The sequence below is a fragment of the Pseudomonas sp. TE3786 genome (assembly GCF_054057335.1).
This window is the reverse complement of sequence record NZ_JBSRZF010000027.1, coordinates 40,977-60,965: the sequence shown is the minus strand read 5'-3', so window position 1 is coordinate 60,965 and position 19,989 is coordinate 40,977. Positions and strand designations below refer to the sequence as shown.

Annotated in this window: 21 protein-coding genes; 13 read left to right on the top strand and 8 right to left on the bottom strand. The window is 57.8% G+C overall.

Annotated elements, in window-relative coordinates; translation table 11 throughout:
- The 4 genes from ACVW0Y_RS22205 to ACVW0Y_RS22190 form a co-directional block, all read left to right on the top strand.
- Positions 1 to 458 (top strand): hypothetical protein (locus tag ACVW0Y_RS22205; RefSeq protein WP_457441297.1); only part of this gene is annotated, 458 nt, incomplete at its 5' end.
- A gap of 245 nt (positions 459 to 703) precedes the next feature.
- A complete protein-coding gene (locus tag ACVW0Y_RS22200) occupies positions 704 to 1,141 on the top strand; it encodes a DUF2628 domain-containing protein (RefSeq protein ID WP_457441295.1) in 438 nt (145 codons plus the stop codon).
- A gap of 269 nt (positions 1,142 to 1,410) precedes the next feature.
- On the top strand, positions 1,411 to 1,827 hold the full coding sequence (locus ACVW0Y_RS22195) for a hypothetical protein (protein ID WP_457441294.1): 417 nt from the start codon (positions 1,411 to 1,413) through the stop codon (positions 1,825 to 1,827).
- Between the two features lie 108 nt (positions 1,828 to 1,935).
- Positions 1,936 to 2,415, top strand: a complete 480-nt coding sequence (locus ACVW0Y_RS22190) for a hypothetical protein (RefSeq protein WP_457441292.1) — start codon at positions 1,936 to 1,938, stop codon at positions 2,413 to 2,415.
- Between the two features lie 163 nt (positions 2,416 to 2,578).
- Here ACVW0Y_RS22190 and ACVW0Y_RS22185 read toward each other — a convergent pair whose 3' ends face one another.
- Both ACVW0Y_RS22185 and ACVW0Y_RS22180 read right to left on the bottom strand, forming a co-directional pair.
- The gene (locus ACVW0Y_RS22185; protein WP_457441290.1) at positions 2,579 to 3,037 is read right to left on the bottom strand and encodes a hypothetical protein; all 459 of its coding nucleotides are present in this window, start codon (positions 3,035 to 3,037) and stop codon (positions 2,579 to 2,581) included.
- 630 nt (positions 3,038 to 3,667) lie between these two features.
- Positions 3,668 to 4,231: a hypothetical protein gene (locus ACVW0Y_RS22180; RefSeq protein WP_457441289.1), complete on the bottom strand. Its 564-nt coding sequence runs from the start codon at positions 4,229 to 4,231 to the stop codon at positions 3,668 to 3,670.
- A 623-nt stretch (positions 4,232 to 4,854) separates the two neighbouring features.
- Between ACVW0Y_RS22180 and ACVW0Y_RS22175 the strand changes: the two genes are divergently transcribed.
- The gene (locus ACVW0Y_RS22175) at positions 4,855 to 5,310 is read left to right on the top strand and encodes a hypothetical protein (protein WP_457441287.1); all 456 of its coding nucleotides are present in this window, start codon (positions 4,855 to 4,857) and stop codon (positions 5,308 to 5,310) included.
- A 586-nt stretch (positions 5,311 to 5,896) separates the two neighbouring features.
- On the opposite strand, the gene ACVW0Y_RS22170 is transcribed toward ACVW0Y_RS22175, so the two are convergent.
- The 3 genes from ACVW0Y_RS22170 to ACVW0Y_RS22160 all read right to left on the bottom strand — a co-directional run bounded on the left by ACVW0Y_RS22170 (position 5,897) and on the right by ACVW0Y_RS22160 (position 9,560).
- Positions 5,897 to 6,910, bottom strand: coding sequence for a hypothetical protein (locus ACVW0Y_RS22170; RefSeq protein WP_457441285.1), 1,014 nt, complete (start codon positions 6,908 to 6,910; stop codon positions 5,897 to 5,899).
- Positions 6,911 to 7,081: 171 nt separating this feature from the next.
- Positions 7,082 to 7,603 (bottom strand): DUF2514 family protein, encoded by a 522-nt coding sequence (locus tag ACVW0Y_RS22165; protein ID WP_457441283.1) that lies wholly within the window; start codon positions 7,601 to 7,603, stop codon positions 7,082 to 7,084.
- A 289-nt stretch (positions 7,604 to 7,892) separates the two neighbouring features.
- The gene (locus ACVW0Y_RS22160) at positions 7,893 to 9,560 is read right to left on the bottom strand and encodes a hypothetical protein (RefSeq protein WP_457441281.1); all 1,668 of its coding nucleotides are present in this window, start codon (positions 9,558 to 9,560) and stop codon (positions 7,893 to 7,895) included.
- 138 nt (positions 9,561 to 9,698) lie between these two features.
- Between ACVW0Y_RS22160 and ACVW0Y_RS22155 the strand changes: the two genes are divergently transcribed.
- Positions 9,699 to 10,388 carry a GNAT family N-acetyltransferase gene (locus ACVW0Y_RS22155; RefSeq protein WP_457441279.1) on the top strand — a complete coding sequence of 230 codons (690 nt, stop codon included), beginning with the start codon at positions 9,699 to 9,701 and terminating at the stop codon, positions 10,386 to 10,388.
- A gap of 33 nt (positions 10,389 to 10,421) precedes the next feature.
- Here the strand turns inward: ACVW0Y_RS22155 and ACVW0Y_RS22150 are convergent, their stop codons facing one another.
- Positions 10,422 to 11,282: a LysR substrate-binding domain-containing protein gene (locus ACVW0Y_RS22150; protein ID WP_457441277.1), complete on the bottom strand. Its 861-nt coding sequence runs from the start codon at positions 11,280 to 11,282 to the stop codon at positions 10,422 to 10,424.
- Positions 11,283 to 11,391: 109 nt separating this feature from the next.
- Here ACVW0Y_RS22150 and ACVW0Y_RS22145 point away from each other — a divergent pair, with 109 nt between their 5' ends.
- Complete coding sequence (locus tag ACVW0Y_RS22145) at positions 11,392 to 12,495, top strand: 2-aminoethylphosphonate--pyruvate transaminase (protein WP_457441275.1); 1,104 nt, start codon at positions 11,392 to 11,394, stop codon at positions 12,493 to 12,495.
- A 26-nt stretch (positions 12,496 to 12,521) separates the two neighbouring features.
- Positions 12,522 to 13,349, top strand: coding sequence for a phosphonoacetaldehyde hydrolase (gene phnX, locus ACVW0Y_RS22140; RefSeq protein ID WP_457441273.1), 828 nt, complete (start codon positions 12,522 to 12,524; stop codon positions 13,347 to 13,349).
- 126 nt (positions 13,350 to 13,475) lie between these two features.
- Here phnX (ACVW0Y_RS22140) and ACVW0Y_RS22135 read toward each other — a convergent pair whose 3' ends face one another.
- Complete coding sequence (locus tag ACVW0Y_RS22135; protein WP_457441271.1) at positions 13,476 to 14,348, bottom strand: LysR substrate-binding domain-containing protein; 873 nt, start codon at positions 14,346 to 14,348, stop codon at positions 13,476 to 13,478.
- A 111-nt stretch (positions 14,349 to 14,459) separates the two neighbouring features.
- On the opposite strand from ACVW0Y_RS22135, the gene phnD reads away from it, so the two are divergent.
- The 5 genes from phnD (at position 14,460) to phnX (ACVW0Y_RS22110) (ending at position 18,972) form a co-directional block, all read left to right on the top strand.
- Positions 14,460 to 15,329 (top strand): phosphonate ABC transporter substrate-binding protein, encoded by an 870-nt coding sequence (gene phnD, locus ACVW0Y_RS22130; RefSeq protein WP_457441269.1) that lies wholly within the window; start codon positions 14,460 to 14,462, stop codon positions 15,327 to 15,329.
- Entirely contained in the window at positions 15,326 to 16,111 is a 786-nt protein-coding gene (phnC, locus tag ACVW0Y_RS22125) for a phosphonate ABC transporter ATP-binding protein (RefSeq protein WP_457441267.1), read from the top strand. Before phnD ends, phnC begins: the two co-directional genes overlap by 4 nt.
- Before the next feature lie 13 nt (positions 16,112 to 16,124).
- Positions 16,125 to 16,943, top strand: a complete 819-nt coding sequence (gene phnE / locus ACVW0Y_RS22120) for a phosphonate ABC transporter, permease protein PhnE (protein ID WP_457441265.1) — start codon at positions 16,125 to 16,127, stop codon at positions 16,941 to 16,943.
- A gap of 69 nt (positions 16,944 to 17,012) precedes the next feature.
- Complete coding sequence (psrA, locus tag ACVW0Y_RS22115) at positions 17,013 to 18,110, top strand: iron-containing alcohol dehydrogenase PsrA (RefSeq protein WP_457441263.1); 1,098 nt, start codon at positions 17,013 to 17,015, stop codon at positions 18,108 to 18,110.
- 34 nt (positions 18,111 to 18,144) lie between these two features.
- Entirely contained in the window at positions 18,145 to 18,972 is an 828-nt protein-coding gene (gene phnX, locus ACVW0Y_RS22110; RefSeq protein ID WP_457441261.1) for a phosphonoacetaldehyde hydrolase, read from the top strand.
- A 140-nt stretch (positions 18,973 to 19,112) separates the two neighbouring features.
- Here phnX (ACVW0Y_RS22110) and ACVW0Y_RS22105 read toward each other — a convergent pair whose 3' ends face one another.
- Positions 19,113 to 19,967, bottom strand: a complete 855-nt coding sequence (locus ACVW0Y_RS22105; RefSeq protein WP_457441260.1) for a sterol desaturase family protein — start codon at positions 19,965 to 19,967, stop codon at positions 19,113 to 19,115.
- Positions 19,968 to 19,989: the final 22 nt, after the last annotated feature.

Here is a 19,989-nt window from a genome sequence, read left to right as displayed (position 1 = left end):
TAAACCGATTACGTTGTTCCACCAAACACCTCCTCGGGGATTGCCCCCTTTCATGGGTGTCCGAAATATCGGGGGTGGTTCAATCCGTCCCCTTTTTCGGTCGCCTTTTTCGCTTTTTCGAAATACAGATAGGCTTTATGAAAGATATCAACGAAATTGAACTTCACGACGGGAATTTAATGGGTGTCAATCTGAATCCAATAGATGGCACCCTGATTATTGATCTAGATTACTATCCTGCTGACGGTAGTGGAGAGCGCATAAGAGCAAAGTTGATGTTCACCGGAGTTGCTCACGTAAGTCAAATCTTGGATTTTAAAGCGATGCAGGATCATGCGGGCTTTGGAAATATCAGCTATTGGGTTACTGGGGAGTCGCCAGGCGTCACATACATATATCTGGCTAGGGGCCTTATCTCCATAAACTCAAAAACGGTTGAATTTGTTTCCGGTACCTAACAATACTGCGAGGCAGCGCGAGTGAGAGAAATCGAAATTTATCGGTGGGTTGGCAGATGTGGATTTCGCGTAGAAATGCATTTTCTCAGCGCGACTTTTGGCCTTCGGTACGCTTGAATACGTTTTTACACAGTCTGGGCCGACAGCAGACCATCCAGAGAAATAAATCTGCCCCCGGCGTGGTGATCAACACCGTCGCAGCATACTGCCCCGTACCAATCGCCTGACCTACACAAGGACGTCACATGGAATCGCCAAACCCCTACGCGCCGCCTGCTTCCAGCGCCAGCGTAGCCCTGCCTCTGTCCGAAGAGCGCATTAATGCGTTGGACGTATCGCCGGAGTGGAAAGAGCGGTTTATCGCCATCTCTCGTGCCGGCGGCTCCAAATTGCCCCTCTTCAAACAGCTGGCCAAACCCGAGCGGCGGAAAGCCATGAGCATGAACTTTTTGGCGTTCTTCTTCGGCCCCATTTACTACATCATCAAAGGCATGTGGAAACGGGGCCTCATTTACTTTGTGCTGGGTGCGGTGGTGATTGTGATCCTGGGGATGATGCTTGAGCATCTTGGCTTTCGCACGATTGCCCGCTCCCTGCACTTTGGTCTCGCTGCGATCTACGGCATGCGCGCCAATATCGACTTTTATAAGAAAAATGTGGAAGGCGATAACGGGTGGTGGTGACGCGGGGTCGGCTCTATGTGGACATAGCCGGGCGATATATGTTTTTGCCACAGGTGCCCGGCACCTGTCGTGTGCTGACTTGCGCCCCTGGCAGCAACCGGCTGAGTCAGACGTTCCAGGTACGGAAAACAGACCTGTCCTTGTTTGTTTCTCTTCCTCTGGCGTTAATGGTTTTGCTTTTTTGTGGAGCGTCGACTTGCTGGGCCCATGCTCCTGATACTCACGATCTTCAAGCAGCTCGCGAAGTTGTGACAGTGTGGACAGGGTCCATGGTGCCGAACTGCCACCGAGAAATTAACGAGACCGCCCGCGACTGGACGCCGGACCAAAGGCAATTGTGGTTGCGGATGAGTAAGGACGTCTGTACCCCGGAATACATCGTCGATGGGCTGGCCCCCGAGCTGGCGGTGCTGCTCACCGGAAAGCAAATTCGGGTCTACCGGGACGGCGTGAAAATCGTAGCGGGCCGCCCCCTCTCTACTCTGTCCGAGAAGGAGTTGCTGGCGTTAAAAGCGGTTGTGGCGAGGGAGCCTGAGGTGGGATTGACTGACGAGATGGCCCAACGGGCAAGCGCGACAAGCAAATACTTTCTTGAGCGTATCTTCCGCGCGGTTGAGGCCGATTTTCGGGCTGAGGCGCAACGGACCGGCATTCCGATTCCAGGGCCATCTCGGACAGGTAGATAACGGCTTTCGGATAGGAACTAGACCAGCATAAATAAATCTGAACCACCCCCTTTTTCTGCTCTAGTTAAAAGTGCGCGACATTCATTTGGAAGACCAGGAAGCCACGCCATGTACATTCTGAAAAAGGACCGGCTCACCACCAGCCTTTCTGACGAGAAGCGACAGTGGGAGGCCTACGAGTTCTACTTGTATCAACACAAAGACGACTTTCCTCCCAGCGCCTATGCCTTTGCCACGGCAAGCTGGCATTACGACCCGCAACACCACCATTGCCCACACGACAGTTGGCTCGAAAGTGTAGTTATCACCGAGTTAAGCGAGGGACTGCGCAAAGAGCAGAGAACACTTCAAATCAAAGCTGTGCTCCTAGGCGCATTCCATGATGGGCATCTAGAGATTCAATATCTGGACGTTCATAGCTATGAAATGCGCAACGACGCCGCGCACCAGGGCGACTGGCTATATGACGAAGTGAGGGTTTCTGATGCTGGGCGAGTTATCCACGAGATTGAGTGGGTGAATGGACGATGGCTGATTGAGTGTCGGGATATAAGCGTGAACTGGCGCGACGCGCCCAAGCTGGCTTAGGAAACTTGCCATTTTTCAGGGGCAACTTTATAGCGATGGTTAGGCGTTTTAAATGACTGCATATGGCCGTTAACTGCCTGTCGTGACAGGCTGCAATCGGCCAGGAGCGGTCGGTCTAAATGAAGCTGAACTGGAACGGGGCGAGAACTACATAACACCGGATTCACTTGCCTTTGCTAAGAACATAAACGTGGTCGCCACCCGCAAGACGTAAACGGTATTGCTTTATTTCTTTGAGGTTTCTGGACAGTACAAAGCTACCGGTCAACTGACATCGAAATAAATTAGTAACGTCGCTTTCAGGGCCAATAATGGCTTGTGCGTTCAGGTGAAAAATAAGGCCGCCGCTGCCGGTAATAGTTAGCATCCGAACGCCGTCACACCACATCGGCGGTTGGTTGACGCAATTCTTTATCCGCCAGGATATAAGCCACTCTAGGCCGCTGCGCACGTTCTGTAATTCACCCTGAGAGTACTTAGTGTCAGGGCGCAGTTGGGAAACCGCTTGGGCAAGGTGCCGCTCCATTTTCCGGATGATTTGGTTTTTCCGCCGGCGGCTGGCGTAAATTTTCGCTATCTTTCTTGCCCACTTCTCTTCGTGTGCAGCCTCGTCGACGTCCATGCGTTCCCTATGATTGTGGGGATAGATCTCACGAAGAAGCTAAGGCATTTCTCTATTCAAATCGACCGTTTTTGGCCGATAACTGCCTGTCATGACTGGCTGCGATCGGCCAAATGTGCTTGTGGCCAGTCGAGAAAAATTAATCTGACCGTTTCCACCTTACCTGCCGCAATTCAGGATTTATTGTATGTCCGCCAGACCGAAGCTGATCGAAATCAATTTAAACGCAGCCCGAAAAATAGAGCGGGTGCTGGCGAAATACGAGGTTTCTTCATGCACGTGCGATGGAGAGTCTCAGCACCTTGATTCTTGTGCGTCTCGGGAAGCAAATCAGCTCCGAAACTATCTGACTCAGCGTATCAATAACCCCAATAAAAAATACGGAATCTAACCCTCGCGCCTGAACAGTACGCGTGGTTACGCGTTCCGCTAGAGAATAGAGATCAATGTCAGCCGATAACTGCCTGTCGTGACCGGCTGCAATCGGCCAATAACTGACCTTCTCCAAAAGCAGTTACCGTTCAGCCGCAGAAGTTTTTAGTTTGAAAAACAATCCGCTTCCATTCTCTCAGTCCAAGTCGAGCGCGCTCCACGCCACCCCGACCACAAAGGGGCGACTTGATAGGCTTGTTATTCTCGCTCCAGTGTTTTATCGACTAATATGAACTCACCTTTTTGATATTTGTAGCTCAAAATCGCGGTAGCCATCTCGTCGTCGCTGCAGCCGCCTATTTCAATATACGAAGCAGGAAGTTTGCATGCAGGGCTATAAGTCACGATAAGCCGATTTTTTTGGATGTCGGTACGATCGTTATGCAGTGAATATCTATCACCCCCAATCTCGATTTCCCTAGCATAAGGCACCGCCAGTGTTGATCTTCTGTACTTTCCGTTTTTCACTTCAAAGAAAGCTGAACCTCGATAGGCATATTTCCCCTGAAAATTAACCAGCAATAACTGGCTACCATTTTTCAGAGTTAATTTAGATATTCCGTCGTTAGGCATATTCATATCTACAAAAATGTAATCATCTTCATCGAGATCACTGTTAAGTATCTCCATTATCTCCGGGTATTTCTGCATGCTTTGCTCAAACGTTCCAGATTCATCAGAAAAAGAAATCGCCGGGAGCAATAAAAACGCTACTGCTAGAACCTTTATATGCACAGCACCAACCCTGTTTGTTTTCAGCATCGTAAGCGTCGTCCTTGGTCGTTAATTTTGGCGTAAGTTCCACCACTCTAGCGGTATATCCAGCGGTTGCAGAGACGCAGGGCTCAAGCCTAAGCCGCCTTTCCGGTTTAGTTGGTCAGAATCGTAGAAAGGCGTGGGTGTCTTTTCGGCGCTCTGAATGTCAGCTTCTGGCCGGTATCTGCCGTTCCCGACAGGCTCCTATCGGCCAGGTCCTGCAAGGAGCAGCTTTTGGAGTTTTCTGCCTGTGGTGGCAGGCTGAAAACGACCCAAAGCTGACAGGTGAGGATCTGCGGTTGCTTCGACGCTTTCAATGAGCATCATCAGAACTCGACAAGGGGACGCCCCCCATGACCAAACCAATGCTTCATTTGATGTCAGGCAAGATTGCTACCGAAAAATCGACGCTGGCCAAGTCCTGGCATCATAAAGGTCGGCTATTCGCGCCGTCAGGCTGGCCCAGGTGCACATAGGTTCACGTAGCGAGCGCACTACCAGCAAGCGTCGGGGTTCACAAAGCCGTGAACCCCGTACTCCCTTTTAATTTACCATTCGCAGGCGGTCCGCTCCGGCGCCGCTCAGCCCACGCCTGCACTCCGAATTTCAAATGAAAGGATCCCCGCTTCATGTCCAATGCTTTGTTCCGCACACTCGCCTTGTCCAGCCTGTTAGTCCTCGCCAGCTGCACTACTGCAACGCCAACCGTATCTACGCCTGTCACCTCCAAGGCCATCGAAGCCTTCGTCGACATCTGCCTGAAGACCGCCCCCTCATTCGCCGGCTCTGCTGAAGCGGCCAAGCGGTTCGGCATTGACGACCTCCAGGACATGGGCTTCACGCGCATCGGCTTCACCGCGGACAAAAACCTCTCCGTGCAACTTTCCGAAAAGGAATGCGTCGTTACCACCCCGAAGCAACTCGACGACAGCCTGACCCGCCAACTACTGAGTGCCGCGCAGACTTACTCGCAAACGCCGGTAGCAGATCGTGTGCCATCGAAGGTGCGTATCCAGGACAACAACTTTATTCTTCACCATGATCGAAACGGCGGTGAAGCGTATGTGCTATTGCGGAACAAGTAATTAGCACCCTTACCCCGCGTACGAAAAAAGCCCGCAAAGTGGGCTTTTTTGTGTCCCTCCTTAGGCAAATTTCAACGACCGCTTTTGGCCCAGACTGTGTAAAAACGCTGAGCCAAAATCGAAGTGCCCGCGTCTACGTGAAATCTGAAGTTTATCGGTGGGGCAGCGATGTGGATTTCGCGTAGAAACGCATTTTTTAGCCCGACTTTTGGCCTTTGGTGCGCTTGAAAAAGTTTTTACACAGTCTGGGTCAGAAGCAGTCATTCCATGCGCTGTTATTGTTCTTCTGCAAGGTTAACTAACCTGCCGCTAAATTCTCCGTGATCCAGCCCCTCGATTTTTACGCCGTCGATTTCCAGCCTTACCAAGTCCTGGGATTCAACTCTTTCAAAAAAGCTGATGTCTGAATCATCGCCGCTAGCAGAAACCCTGTATGAGCCAAGGCTCAACCTTTTAACGGTAATGCCCCCCGTAGGCGCTATACGTGAGCTCAGGCCGTTTTTCTGAAGCTAACGTTCAAGCGTACCGGCGAAGTTTGCTGTGGAGAGCAGGGTTAACAATGTGGCTATCACGATGGGTTGCATATCTATTTGACCCATAGCGGGTTTGCGATTGCTGTAACGCGGTATAAACCATTCTCTTTAGTAATCTGAAACATCTCAAACAGACGTCGCTTACTGCTATAGTCCTGTAATGAAATGCTTATCCAATTCTCACCATCGAATCGCCATGAAATTTTTGTCCTCAAGTATCGATTAATCGCCTCCACATACTTAATATATTCCGACTTGGTATTAATCCAGTTAATATTGATCCACTCTGAGCTTTTTGCCGTAACCTTACTCTGAACATTTTTATTTAGCGCTGTTAGCGGATCACTTGCCGAGTCATTTACCACTCTATCTCGGACTCCCGGATTTACTGCTGTAAGGCCGGACTTGCTACTTTGAGTGTAGGTTCGCGGGGTCGTACCGCCTGTAACAGATGGATCGTTTTTACTAACTTTCCCCTTCCAATACCCAATTTCTTGGTCGAACTTTACGACTACATCACGGTAGCCGGCTAAAACGCAGGTTTTAAGCTTGTCGGTGAGCTGAAATTCTCGGTGCTTATCCGACACGCCAACAGCCAACCGCAATGCTGCGAGATTTTGTCCTTCCGTACTTGTATCTACCATGTCTACTTTGGCATTCGTGGTGCCTGCTGAAAAGCAGCCATCCACCGCGATTTTTTTTAGCGTATATCCGTTGCAGAGAGCCAGCAAAGCGATAGCCCCACCCAACATTTTCATGTCGATATCGGTAGATCCGTCCTGCCCGCAGTGAATGCCTATATAAACCCCGAGTGTTTTCGGATTTAACCCATCTAATTCCGGAGACTTTAAAAACTGGTCTAATTCAAACTCCATCCCGCACAAGATAGACAGCTCCCTCGCCAGCTCCTCCGCAGATTTGTTACCCTCGATATATATAATATGGTTTTGAAATTCCCCGTTATTCTCGCCATACTTTTTTGCCATGTATTCTAAGTTGGCGTTCATTTCCCCTGCCTTGTTTTCCAAAGTAAATGTGAACGCCAAGTTCTTTGTGTATCCTTTCATAGTTCTTCCTTGATTAATGTGAGAGTGAATATCCCTTCACAGTAGAACAAGCCAACCGAAGTGCAAGATCATTGCAAAGCGTAAGCAGCCATAACAGTTGGTGAGTGCTCACGCCTGATTATCTAGATGTGCCCTCTGAACGATTAGCGCTCCACGAGCTATGTGTGGTTATCAGTTAGGCTGCAATTGATCATGCGCGGCTTCACATGCCAAACCGGCTATTCGGGCCTGGTCGTAGGCTTTAGCGAGTTCTCCCGCTCGACGGTCTGCGCGCTGGAACAGTTCGGAGAGCATTGCGGCGCGGACGGCTGACGCGCCTCTCTCGGCAGCTCCGGTATCACAGGACACGTTGCCGACAGTGGCGGCCAGTTTTGTTGCGGCGCTGCGCACGCCGTCAGAAGCAACATCAGCAATAGCGCCATTAGCGGCCGCAGCCGCGCTTTTTGCTTGCGCATCTTTTCCCAGCTGGTTGGAGTTATGTTGCCAGTGCTGTTCCGTGGCCCTGGCCTTGGCGGTCTCGGCCGCCAAGCCTTTGGCCTGGAACTCGACCTGATCGGCATTGGCCGCTTTCCACTTGTTGTTCGTGACCGTTACGCCGTGGGTGTAGGGACCAAATAGGGCAGCGAGCACCACCCCGACAGCGAGCAAATAAGGGAGTGCCTTTAGGCCTAACCCACTCACCAGCGCGCCCATGCTTCCTCCCAGTTCGGTAAGTCGATGGTTTGCCCGGCCAGATGATGGGTGCAGTCGCCCAGGTTTGCGCTGTACTACGTGCTACCAAAACGCGCCTGGCTAGCTCAGGAGCGTTATCGGTGCAGATCTTGGAAAATGCTCGGTCTATCGCGACCAGCAGAGGTGGGCTGACTCGCCAACAACTAGAAAGCGTTTTTACACAGTCTGGGCCGACAGCTCCCGTTCGTGAGATACAGGCTGCTTGGCACCAGCCCTATGGATGCGGCCAGCGATCAGCCGCATCATTCGGTTACCTGCACTCAGTCACTTCCTTGACCTTCACTATCACCTCGCTGGCCTTACAGCTCAGCTGCGGCGCGATCTCCGCGGTGTCGCCCATAAAGCAATCGGTGGAGGCACCCAGGAAGGTTTTGATCACACCTTGAGCGTGCTGTTGGGAGCCTGGGCAGCTGGCCGTATAACTTACGTCCAGGCACTCGACCACCACGGGTTTTATGCTGGGTTTGAGGCCGACCACATAGTACTTTCCGTCTCCGCCGGGGCAGGTACGGGCCGTGAGTTTGGTTTTGTCGCGTAGCTCTGCCAGGTACAGTTTTTTACGCTGTGCGAGTTGCCGTTCCTCTGTCTCTTTTTCACTCTTTTTCTTCGCTGCTTCTGCGCTGGCAGCTCGTTTGCGCTCGATTTCATCCATGCTGCGCTTGACGTTTTTTTCGTGTTCGAGGCGCTCGGCGGTGGCTTGCTGGGTTGCTTGCTCTGCAGCGCTGACACTGTCCTCTTGCGCCACTACGGTGGGTTCAGCCGTTGCCGTGCGCGCTGGCTTGTTGCTTGCGGATTTGCCCGTGCTGGCGGATTTTTTGGCGGCCTGGGCAGCTTCTTGCGCAGCCTGAGCCTGGCGTTTACTGCGGTCGCTGGACGGGTCGGCATCCTGCGCGCTGATAAAGCTGGCGTAGTCGGCGTTGCGTTGTTGTTTGGCCTGTTCAATTTCGTATGTGCTGCCACGGGAAGCCGCGTCCACGCGGGCGGCGTCGTGAGAAACGCGGTTGGCCAGATTGCCCAGATCACTGGCGAGCATGGCCTGGGCATTGGCACGCCCCTCGGCCATCTCGGCGTTTAATTCCGACTGAATACCGTTGATACGGTCACGGGCGACGGCCAGGGTCCCGGGGCATTCTGCAAGCTGCTCGGCGTAGCGCATAAAGTCGGCTTCGCGGGCCTGGACAGGGGCAGTATGTTCATCGGTTTCGCCGACCAGCCCGACGAAGTCTGGTTTGCCCGGCTCTTTAAGCAGGCCTTTACCGTAGAAGGCTGACGAGATGCAGCTGAGGTTGTCGGGGTTCATCATGCCGCGGTCGCGGTCAAACAGGTAATAGCGGAACACCACACCTTCGAAGGTGGCACCATTGCTCCAGCGCATGGTGCCGGTCCCTTCAAAGTAACTGCCGATCAGTTGGCTCTCTTTAAACAGCACTTGCTCCCCAGGAACATAGCTGTAGAGCGTGGGTTCATTTCCGAACTCGCCTTTGAACACCCGGCCGTCTTTAAATACCACCCGGCCTTTGCCCTTGAAGCCGCCGTCATAGCCCCCTTTGTAGGCGAACGCCCCGGGCGGCGTATAAGTGGCATTGTTGTTCCATTCGGTGGTGTAACTGACGGTGTCCTTTATCAACTGACCATTGCTGAACTCCCCGCTGAGTTGGCCGTTGCGCAGCTGCGGGGGATCGAGGGTGTCGGTGTAGCCCTGATGGGCGCGGGAGTACTCATAGAAAATGGTGCCGCGGCCCTGGAATTTTTCGCCGCTATAGCCGCCCTCATAACGACCGCCATCTGGATAGTAAAACGTGCCCGTGCTGGTTGCCGGGTCTTTGCTCACCCAACCCGTTGGTGCCGCAATGCTGGCGCACGAAGCGAGGAGGAGGGGCGTTACTGCAACAGCTAGGCGGGGAGACCAGATGGGCATGGGCATACATCCCTGTACGAGCGCTATCGAGAGAAAGGCATAGTGCCAGTAAGCACAGCTCCACGCTAACCCTCACGCCCGTTACAATGCCGCCAGCGCCGCTTCCTCAAGTTGGCCACGCCCGGAGTCCGCTTCTCGATGTTCACCCTTGTTCAGCTGGATACACCGCCGCCCGAGTCCCTGAAAAGTCAGGTGCTGCAGATGGTGGTGGACTATTTCAGCGATATCAGTCCGGTGCCGCTGACGCCGAGCAATCCGCTGTTTCAGTTGTATCAGTACGTGATCGGCTTTGAGGTGCATCTGTATCTGCAAGGGATGGAGGCCGGGCTGCAAAGCAGTGCGCGGTTGATTCTCGCCCTGGATGATGAAGACCCTTCACAGGTGCTGGGTTTCGCGCTGTATCTACCGAGCCAGGATGATGAGCAGGCCGGCACCTTGGCTTATCTCGCCGTGCAGTCCAGTCACCGTCGCCGCGGTATCGCCAGGGCGCTGGTGCAGCAGATGCTGGCGCGTCGTCCGCATGCCGAGCTGGCCTGTGCGGCGAGCCAGGTGCCGACCTTCGAGGCCCTGGGCTTTCAGGTGCTGACGGCGCAGGGGCCGCATGTGGTGCTGGGCACCCGGGCTCAGCGTTCGGGCGGCATGGTGGCGGTGCAGGATCTGGCGCCAATCTACCAGTCCAAGGAAGTGCGGCAGATTCACGCCTACCTGGTGCAGCAACACGGCAAGAAGGCCATGGGCGAGGCCGAAAGCAAGCGCGACCGCCTGCTCGATCAGATGGGCCTTCAGGCTCAGACGCTGGTGAAAGAGCGGTTCCCGACGATTCACTAAGCCTTTTTGCGGCTGCGCTGAAAACCTGCGGCGTTACTCGGCGGAGTCCGCCACGGCCATAAACGCCGCAATCAGTCGCGACTCCGCGCGCCGTTCCAGGCAGCCGATCATGTGCCGGTTGGTCAGCCCATCGCCCACCAGCGGCACGGCCACCACCCGTGGGTCGTGGCTCAGTTCCACTGACGAGACAATGCCTATCCCCAGATCCGCCGCCACCGCTTCGGTAACGGCTTCGCGGCTATCCAGTTCCAGCAACACCCGTGGCTGCACGCCGGCCAGTTCGCAGGCCTGGTTGAAGGTGCGGCGGGTGATGGAACTGGGCTCGCGCAGCACCATGATCTGCTGATCCAACTGCTTGAGGTCGATGCGCCTGCCGGCCAACGGATGCCCAGCCGGCACCAGCGCGCAGATCTGCGATGGCGTCATCGCTTGCAGGTGCAAGCCCTTGCGCGGTTCCACCTCGGTCATCACCGCCACATCGGCATGTTCGGAGAGCAGCGCGGCGAGGGTTTCCTGGGCATTGCCCAAACGCAGATTGACCACCACGCCGGGGTATTTGGCGCGCAGGCTGGCGATCATCGGCATCACCCGGTGCGGGCCATCGGCGGCCACTTCGAGGCGCCCGGTGAGCAGTTGGCGGTTGGCTTCCAGCAGCACCTGGGCTTCTTCCACCAGGCCGAACATGGCGCGGGTGATGGCGGCCAGGCGAATACCTTCTTCGGTCAGTTCCACGCGCCGCGCGGTGCGTCGCAACAGGGTGATCTGGTAGTGCTCTTCGAGCATTTTCACGTGCCCGGTCACGGCTGGCTGGCTGATAAACAGGCGGGCGGCGGCGCGGGTAAAGCTGCCTTCGCGGGCCACGGCATCGAAGGCGCGGAGCTGGAATAGGTTCATGTATATCGGCCTGACTTATACCTGAGATAACAACAAACAATTTGATTGATGCATGCCCGAATTGCAACCTGTGCCTCGCTCCTTCAGCCACCGTTGCGAGACCTTTTTCATGAGCCCAGCTGCGCCGATTCTGCTGACCCCAGGCCCCTTGACCACCTCCCTCCGTACCCGTCAGGCGATGCTGATGGACTGGGGTTCCTGGGACCGCGACTTCAACCAAATGACCGCCAGCGTGCGCGAGCAATTGCTGGCGATCATTGCTGGCGAAGCCAGCCACCACTGTGTGCCGTTGCAGGGCAGCGGCACCTTCGCCGTGGAGGCCGCCATCGGCACCCTGGTGCCGCGTAACGGCAAGGTGCTGGTGTTGATCAACGGTGCCTACGGCCAGCGCCTGGCGAAAATCTGCAGCGTGCTGGGCCGCGCCTACAGCACCTTCGAAACCGCTGAAGACCAGCCGACCACCGCCGAGGATGTCGAGCGCCTGCTCAGCGCAGACCCGGCCGTCACCCATGTGGCATTGATTCATTGCGAAACCAGCACCGGCATCCTCAACCCGCTGAGCGCCATTGCCCAGGTGGTGGCCAGGCACGGTAAGCGCCTGATCATCGACGCCATGAGTTCGTTCGGTGCCTTGCCCATCGATGCCCGCGAAGTGCCCTTCGATGCATTGATCGCCGCCTCCGGCAAATGCCTGGAGGGCGTGCCCGGTATGGGTTTTGTGTTTGCCAGCAAGCAGGCCCTGGCGCAAGCCGAGGGCAACAGCCCGTCGCTGGCCATGGACCTGTATGACCAGTACCAGTACATGGCCAAGACCGGGCAATGGCGCTTTACCCCGCCTACCCATGTGGTCGCCGCCCTGCACGAGGCCTTGCTGCAATACGCCGAGGAGGGCGGTTTGCCGGCCCGTCAGCAGCGCTATCAGGACAACTGCCAGGCGCTGCTCGGCGGTATGCAAGCGCTGGGGTTGCGCAGTTTTATTCCGGCTGAGATCCAGGCACCGATCATCGTCACCTTCCACGCGCCGGATAGCCCGCGCTACGAATTCAAAGCCTTCTACGAGCGGGTCAAGGCCAAGGGTTTCATTCTGTACCCGGGCAAGTTGACCCAGGTCGAAACCTTCCGCGTCGGCTGCATTGGCTGCGTTGACAGCCCGGGCATGCAAGCCGCGGTAGATGCCATCGGTCAGGCGCTGCGCGAGATGCAGGCGCTGTAAATTCTTCCCCTATCTGGACGCTTCCCATGAACTACAACACCCCCCACAAAACCCAGGCCGTGATCCTTGACTGGGCCGGCACCGTGGTCGATTTCGGCTCGTTTGCGCCAACGCAGATTTTTGTTGAAGCCTTTGCCGAATTCGATGTGCAGGTTTCCATCGAAGAAGCCCGTGGCCCGATGGGCATGGGCAAGTGGGACCATATCCGCACCCTGTGCGATATCCCGGCCATCAGCGAACGCTACAAAAAAGCCTTTGGCCGGGTACCCAGCGACGATGACGTGACTGCCATCTACGAGCGCTTTATGCCGCTGCAGATCGAGAAAATCGCCGTGCATTCGGCGCTGATTCCCGGCGCGCTGGACACCATTACCGGGCTGCGCAAACAGGGGCTGAAAATCGGCTCCTGCTCGGGGTATCCGGCCGTGGTCATGGCCAAGGTGGTGGAGCTGGCCAAGCAGAACGGCTATATCGCCGACCATGTGGTGGCCACCGATCAAGTGCCCAATGGCCGGCCTTATCCGGCGCAGGCGCTGGCCAACGTGATCGCCCTGGGGATCAGCGATGTGGCCAGTTGCGTAAAGGTCGACGACACCGTGCCGGGTATTCTCGAAGGCCGCAGTGCGGGGATGTGGACCGTGGCGTTGGTGTGTTCGGGCAATGCCTTGGGGCTGACCTATGAGCAGTATCAGGCGCTCGCCCCTGAAACGCTGGCGGCGGAGCGCAAGCGCATTCAGGCGTTGTTTGCCGGCTCGCGGCCGCACTACCTGATCGACACCATCAACGACCTGCCGCAAGTGATCGCCGATATCGACCACCGCCTGGCAGCGGGGGAGATGCCGCAGGGCAGTTAAGCCGTTTGCAGGCCCGCCCCATCGCGGCTAAAGCCGCGATGCTGTTGATCTTGATGTTTTCAGGCGCGGCCAATCGAGGCTAAAGCCTCTTCCACAGTGCGACGATTATTCCCTGTGGGAGGGGCTTTAGCCGCGATGCTGTTGATCTTGGGCGATATCGAAGAACGACGAAATCAACCGACTGCTACGCCGCTCCGCTAGGCAATACAGGTAGGTTTCGGTATGCACCGGGTCGCCCTCGATCCGAATCGCCCGCAGCCGTGGGTCGGCGATAAATTCGGCTTCGGATACCGCGCCAATCCCTATGCCTCGCACCACCGCTTCGCGCAGCGCTTCCCGACTGCCAATCTCCATGGCCTTGCGCGGTGTTACGCCGGCCTCGGCCAGTGCCCGCTCCAGGGCCAGGCGGGTGGTGGAGCCGGTTTCCCGCTGCAGTAACGGCTGATCTTCCAGCTCTTGCAAGCGCACGCTTTCGCGCCCGGCGAAGGGGTGGTTGTGGTTGGTAAACAGGATGATGGCGTGGCGGGCGTAGTGCACAGCGCAAAGGCTGGGGTCGTCATGCAGGCCAGCTAGCACGGCGATATCGGTGGCGTATTGCTCCAGGTCGGCGAGCACCTGCGCCGAGTTGCCTACCCGAATCGACACATCGATGCGCGGGTAGCGCTGGCGGTAGTGGTCGACCATCTCGATCACATGAAACGGACCCACCGCGCCAAGTTTGAGCTGGCCGCTGTCCAGGCGTCCGGAATCGTGCAGCAGGTTGTTGGCTTCCAGTTCCAACAGCGCCATGCGCTGGGCAATCGGCAGCAGTTGCTGGCCCACATCGGACAGCTCGATGCGTCGGCCTTTGCGGTGAAACAGCTCGACGTTGTACTGACGCTCAAGGTTTTGCACCTGGGTGGTCAGGGTCGGTTGGCTCAAGCCCAGGGCGCGGGCCCCGGCACTGAAGCTGCCATGGCGAGCCACCGCTAGAAAGGCGCGAATTCTGGCCGTCGACATCCATAGACCTCATCAATAGTTACTCGATAAAACCCATATTGAATTGATCGTATGACTGTCACGTGACGTTTCTAAATTGTGCCTACTCCAACCACAACTGCTGGAAACGCCATGACTTCTATCGCCTCGCTGTTCCGTATCGCCGGTTTCGCGTTGTTGCCATTGCTGTGCCTGGGCAATGCTCAGGCCGCCGATAAACTGCGCATCGGTCTGATCCCTTCCGAAGATTCCCAGGCCATGATCGAGAGCAGCAAACAAGTGCTCGACGGCCTGCAGAAACAACTGGGCATGCCGGTCGAGCCGTTTGTGGCCACCGACTACAACGGCATTATCGAAGCCCTGCGCGCCGGCAAGCTGGATGTCGCCTACCTCGGGCCGTTCTCTTATGTACTGGCCGCCTCGGTCGCCGATGTCGAAGCCTTCGCCGTCGCGGTCACCCAGAAGACCCACCAGAGCTCGTACAAAAGCCTGATCCTGGCGCGTAAGGACAGCGGCATCAAAGACCTCGCCGACCTGCAGGGCCACACCTTCGCCTTCGTCGATCCAAGCTCGGCTTCCGGTCACTTGTTCCCCAAAGCCGGTCTGGAAAAAGCCGGTTACGACCCACAGAAACTGTTTTCGCGGGTGATCTTCTCCGGCTCCCATGACGCCAGCATTCTGGCCGTTGCCAATGGCAAGGTCGACGCCGCCGCGGTGGCCGACCGCATTCTGGCTGGTGCCGTGGCCAAGGACATCGTCAAGCAGGACGACTTCCAGGTGATCTGGACGTCGCAGCCGATCCCCGAGTCGCCGATGGTCTGGCGCAAGGCGCTGGACCCTGAGCTGAAGAAGAAAATCGCCGCTGCTCTGGCCGGTATGAAAGACCTGCCATGGGGCGACCAGGGCCAGCTCGACGGCTTCCAGAAAACCGATGACGCCGCCTACAACGTAGTGCGCGAAACCGCCAAGGTGCTGAACCTTGATCTGAAGGGCATGAAATGATCAGCGTCCGTCAGCTGACCAAACAGTACGGCAGCAATGCCGTGCTGCGCGGCATCGACCTGGACATCGCGGCAGGTGAATTTGTGGTGATTCTCGGCCAGTCCGGTGCCGGTAAATCCACCCTGCTGCGTTGCATGAACCGCCTGGTGCAGGCCGATGCCGGCACGCTGACGGTAGCCGGTATGGACGCCATCGCCTGCCGCGACACCCGCGCCCTGCGTCAGCAGGTGGCGATGATCTTCCAGCACCACAACGTGGTGCCGCGCCTGTCGGTGCTGAAGAACGTGCTGACCGGTCGCCTCGGCGCGGTCAGCACCCTGGCCTCGGTGCTGCAGCTGTTTCGCCGTGAAGATATCGACCTGGCCATGGACTGTTTGCGCCGCGTCGAGCTGGCGCACAAAGCCCAGCAGCGCACCGACTCGTTGTCCGGCGGGCAGATGCAGCGCGTAGGCATCGCCCGTGCGCTGGCCCAGCGGCCGCAAGTGATTCTGGCCGACGAACCGGTGGCCAGCCTCGACCCGAAAACCTCGCGCCTGGTGCTGCAATACCTGCGCGATGCCACCCGCGAGCTGGGCATCACCGTGGTCTGCAACCTGCACCAGGTGGACTACGCCCGCGAGTTCGGCGACCGCATTGTCGGCCTGGCCCATGGCCGTATGGTTTACGACGGCGGCCCGGACGGGCTCAGCGAAGACGTGCTGCAACGCATCTATCCGGGCCAGGAGCCTGAGGCACAGGGCGAGCAGGCCACTGCCGGCTTGCAGGTGCGTTATGCCAACTAACAGGAGTGACGCCATGCAGGCGCGTAAATACCTCTGGACCGTCGACACCCCGCAAGGCGCACGCGGTTGGCTGGGCAGTGCCGCGCTGCTGCTGGCGGTGATCATGGTGCTGCACTGGAGCGCTGCCGGCGCGCAGTTGAGCCTGGGTGAACTGGCCGCCGGCCTGCCGCAGATCGGCGACTTTCTCAGCCGCACCATGCCGCCGGATCTGAGCATTCTGCCGCGCCTGTGGCAGCCGGCGTTGGAGACCCTGCAGATCGCCCTGTGGGGCACCTTGCTCGGGGTGATTCTGGCGGTGCCGCTGTCGTTCCTGGCCGCGCGCAACCTGAGCCGCAACCCGCTGCTCTACCACGGTACCCGGCAGTTTCTGAATATCACCCGCAGCATCAATGAACTGATTCTGGCGCTGATCTTTGTTTCCGCCGTTGGCCTGGGCCCATTTCCTGGCGTGCTGGCTTTGGCGATCCATGGCTTGGGTATGCTCGGCAAGTTTTTCGCCGAAAGCATCGAAGAGATCGACCAGGGCCCCATCGAGGCGCTGCAAGCCACCGGTGCGCGGCCGCTGCAAGTGATTGTCTTCGGCGTGCTGCCGCAAGTGATCACCGCCTGGATTGCCGTGGTGCTGTACCGCTTCGAGGTGAACCTGCGTTCGGCCACGGTGCTCGGCATGGTCGGTGCCGGTGGCTTGGGCTTTGAGCTGGTGAGCAGCCTCAAGCTGTTCAAGTACCCCGAGACCGCTACCTGCATCATCGTCATCACCGTGATGGTGGTCGCCGCCGACACTATCTCCAGCCGCCTGCGCAATGCCATTCAACGCGGCAGCAGCCACTAAGCGTTTACCTACTTTTTCGCCCGGCGCAGGCCGGGCCGGGCGGTGCTCGCCCGTGTGTCAGGAGTTGCCATGATTTCCCGCTTTTATAACCCGGTGGATACCCGTTTTGGTTGGGGCAGCCTTGACCAGCTGAGCAGCCTGACCGAGCAACAACGGGTAGCCCTGGTGATCTTTCCCGAAGCCCGCGCCCTGGGTTTGCTGGAGCGTATTCAGGCCCTGCTCGGCGAACGTCTGGTGCATGTGATCGAAGACGTGCAGCCCAACCCCGACGTGGCGCATCTGCGCGATACCTACGAGCGTTTCTGGCAGCAGGCCGGCGACTGCGACACGGTGATCGCGGTCGGCGGCGGCAGTGCCATCGACACCGCCAAGGCGCTGATCGTCGGCACCGAGCGCGGCAGCTTTGACGACCTGCTGGCCTTGCTGGCTACCGGCAAACCCTTTGTCCCGGCGCGCTGCAAACGCCTGATCGCCGCGCCGACCACCGCCGGCACCGGCAGTGAGGTCACGCCCTGGGCGACCATCTGGGACACCGGACACCAGAAAAAATACTCGCTGCACCTGGACTGCACCTGGCCCAGCGTGGCGCTGATCGACCCCGAATTGATGGTCTCGGTGCCCAAGGGCGTGACCCTGTCCACCGGCTTGGACGCGTTGTCCCACGCGCTTGAAGCGATCTGGAACCACAACGCCAATCCGATTTCCGACACCTTCGCCGTGTCGGCCATCGAAGACATCCTGGAGTGCCTGCCCAAGCTGCAACACCACCTCGACAGCCGCGAACTGCGTAGCCGCATGGCGCTGGCGGCGTTAAAGGCCGGTATGGCGTTTTCCAACACCAAAACCGCGCTGGCCCACTCCATCTCCTACGAAATGACCCTGCGCCACGGCTTGCCCCACGGCATTGCCTGCTCTTTCACCTTGCCCATGGTGCTGGGCCTGGCCTGGGGCCAGGACGCCGAACGCGACCGCACCTTGCAGCGCATTTTCGGCAGCGACCTGAGCCAGGCCCAGGCATGGCTGCGCAGCTTCCTGCACAGCCTGTCGGTAAAGACCGAATTCGCCGACTACGGCGTCAGTGCCGAGCAAGCGCAAACCCTGCTCGAAGACGCCATCAAAGGCGCGCGCGGGCAGAACTTTATCGGCTCGGCCGCCGTGTTGCGCTAACCCCCTTTTGCGTTCCCGTTACAGGAGTTTTGCCATGCACTACCAATCGCCTCGTCAGCTTAAAGCCGCCATCCTCGACTGGGCCGGCACCGTGGTCGACTTCGGCTCGTTTGCGCCGACGCAGATCTTTGTCGAAGCCTTTGCCGAGTTCGATGTGCAGGTGTCCCTGGAAGAAGCCCGCGGCCCCATGGGCATGGGCAAGTGGGACCATATCCGCACCCTGTGCGATATCCCGGCGATCAGCGAGCGCTTCAAAAAAGCCTTTGGCCGGCTGCCCAGCGACGCTGACGTCACCGCCATCTACAAGCGCTTTATGCCCTTGCAGATCGAAAAAATCGCCGTGCATTCGGCGTTGATTCCCGGCGCTCTGGAGGCCATCGGTGCCTTGCGCGAACAGGGGCTGAAAATCGGTTCGTGCTCCGGCTACCCGGCTGTGGTGATGGCCAAGGTGGTGGAACTGGCCAAGCACAATGGCTACGTCGCCGACCATGTGGTGGCCACCGATGAAGTACCCAATGGCCGCCCCCATCCGGCGCAGGCCCTGGCCAACGTGATTGCCCTGGGCATCGATGATGTGGCCGCTTGCGTAAAAGTGGACGACACCTGGCCGGGGATTCTCGAAGGGCGCAGTGCGGGCATGTGGACCGTGGCGCTGACCTGCTCGGGCAATGCCTTGGGGCTGACGTACGAGCAGTACCAGGCACTGACGCCGGCGCAGCTGACGACAGAGCGCCAGCGGATTGGTGAGCTGTTTGCCCCCAGCCGCCCGCATTACCTGATCGACACCATTGCCGAGTTGCCGGGCGTGGTGGCAGACATCAACCGCCGGTTGGCGGCGGGGGAAGTGCCGCAGGGAAGCTAAGCCGTTTTACGGCCCGACCAGCCCAGGCTAAAGCGGGGTGCCGGCCGGCCTTCCCACAGGAGGACTGCTTAACTTGTGGGCTCGCCTCGATGCTTTTCCGTCAGTCGCAGCGGTGCTGGCGATCAGGGCGATGTTTACCGTCATTGGGCTAGCTCGTTTTCAGGTTTTTCCTGGAGGCCGGGCTGGGTGCTGCGCACCACCGGCCAGAACAGTTCTTCCTGCCAACTCACCGGGTTGAGGTCTTCGATGCCATAAGCATCGGGACGGCGACGGGTGATCTTGGCGGTGCCAAACAGCACGTCCCAGAAGAACAGCAGGTTGCCGAAGTTGCCTTTGTAGTGGGTCACACCATCGGTGGCATTCAGGCCATGGTGGGCGGAATGGGTGGAGGGCGTGGAGATGGTCCGCTCCAGTAGCCACATCAGCGGCCGCAGCGCTTTGATCCGGTACAGCTTGGCATCCCAGAGCACGCTGCTGTGGGCACCGAAAATCACCAGCATCTTGACGATCAGATAGGGGTAGTAGATCTGCGCCAGGCCCATGTAAATGAGGATGCCGGCGAACCACAGGCCCGGCATCAGCAGGTAATAGAAGCTGTTGTTGCGGTAGACGATGCGGATGCTCATGTACGGCGCCGAGTGGTGCGCGCGGTGCAGGGCATAGAGGAACGGCACCTTGTGGGTGAGGCGGTGCCACCAGTATTGGGTCATGTCATCGAACAGCAGGAACAGGCCCAGGCCGGCCCACCACGGCAGGTTCACCAGGCTGTCTTTGAACTGCGGGGCGGTGTGGTCGAGCAGGGCGTGGGTGAGGAACATCACCAGTGGAAAGGTCACCCCCAGCAACAGGCTGGAACCGATGATTTCAATCATCACATCGCGGCGGCCGCCGGCGGGTTGGCGGAAACAGGCGCAGGCAAGCTCCAGCAGAATAAAGCCGAAGAAAATCGCAGCGACGATGGCGACAGGGTTATTGGCGATCATTGTTATATCCATGGCAATCTCTCGTCAGGCCGAT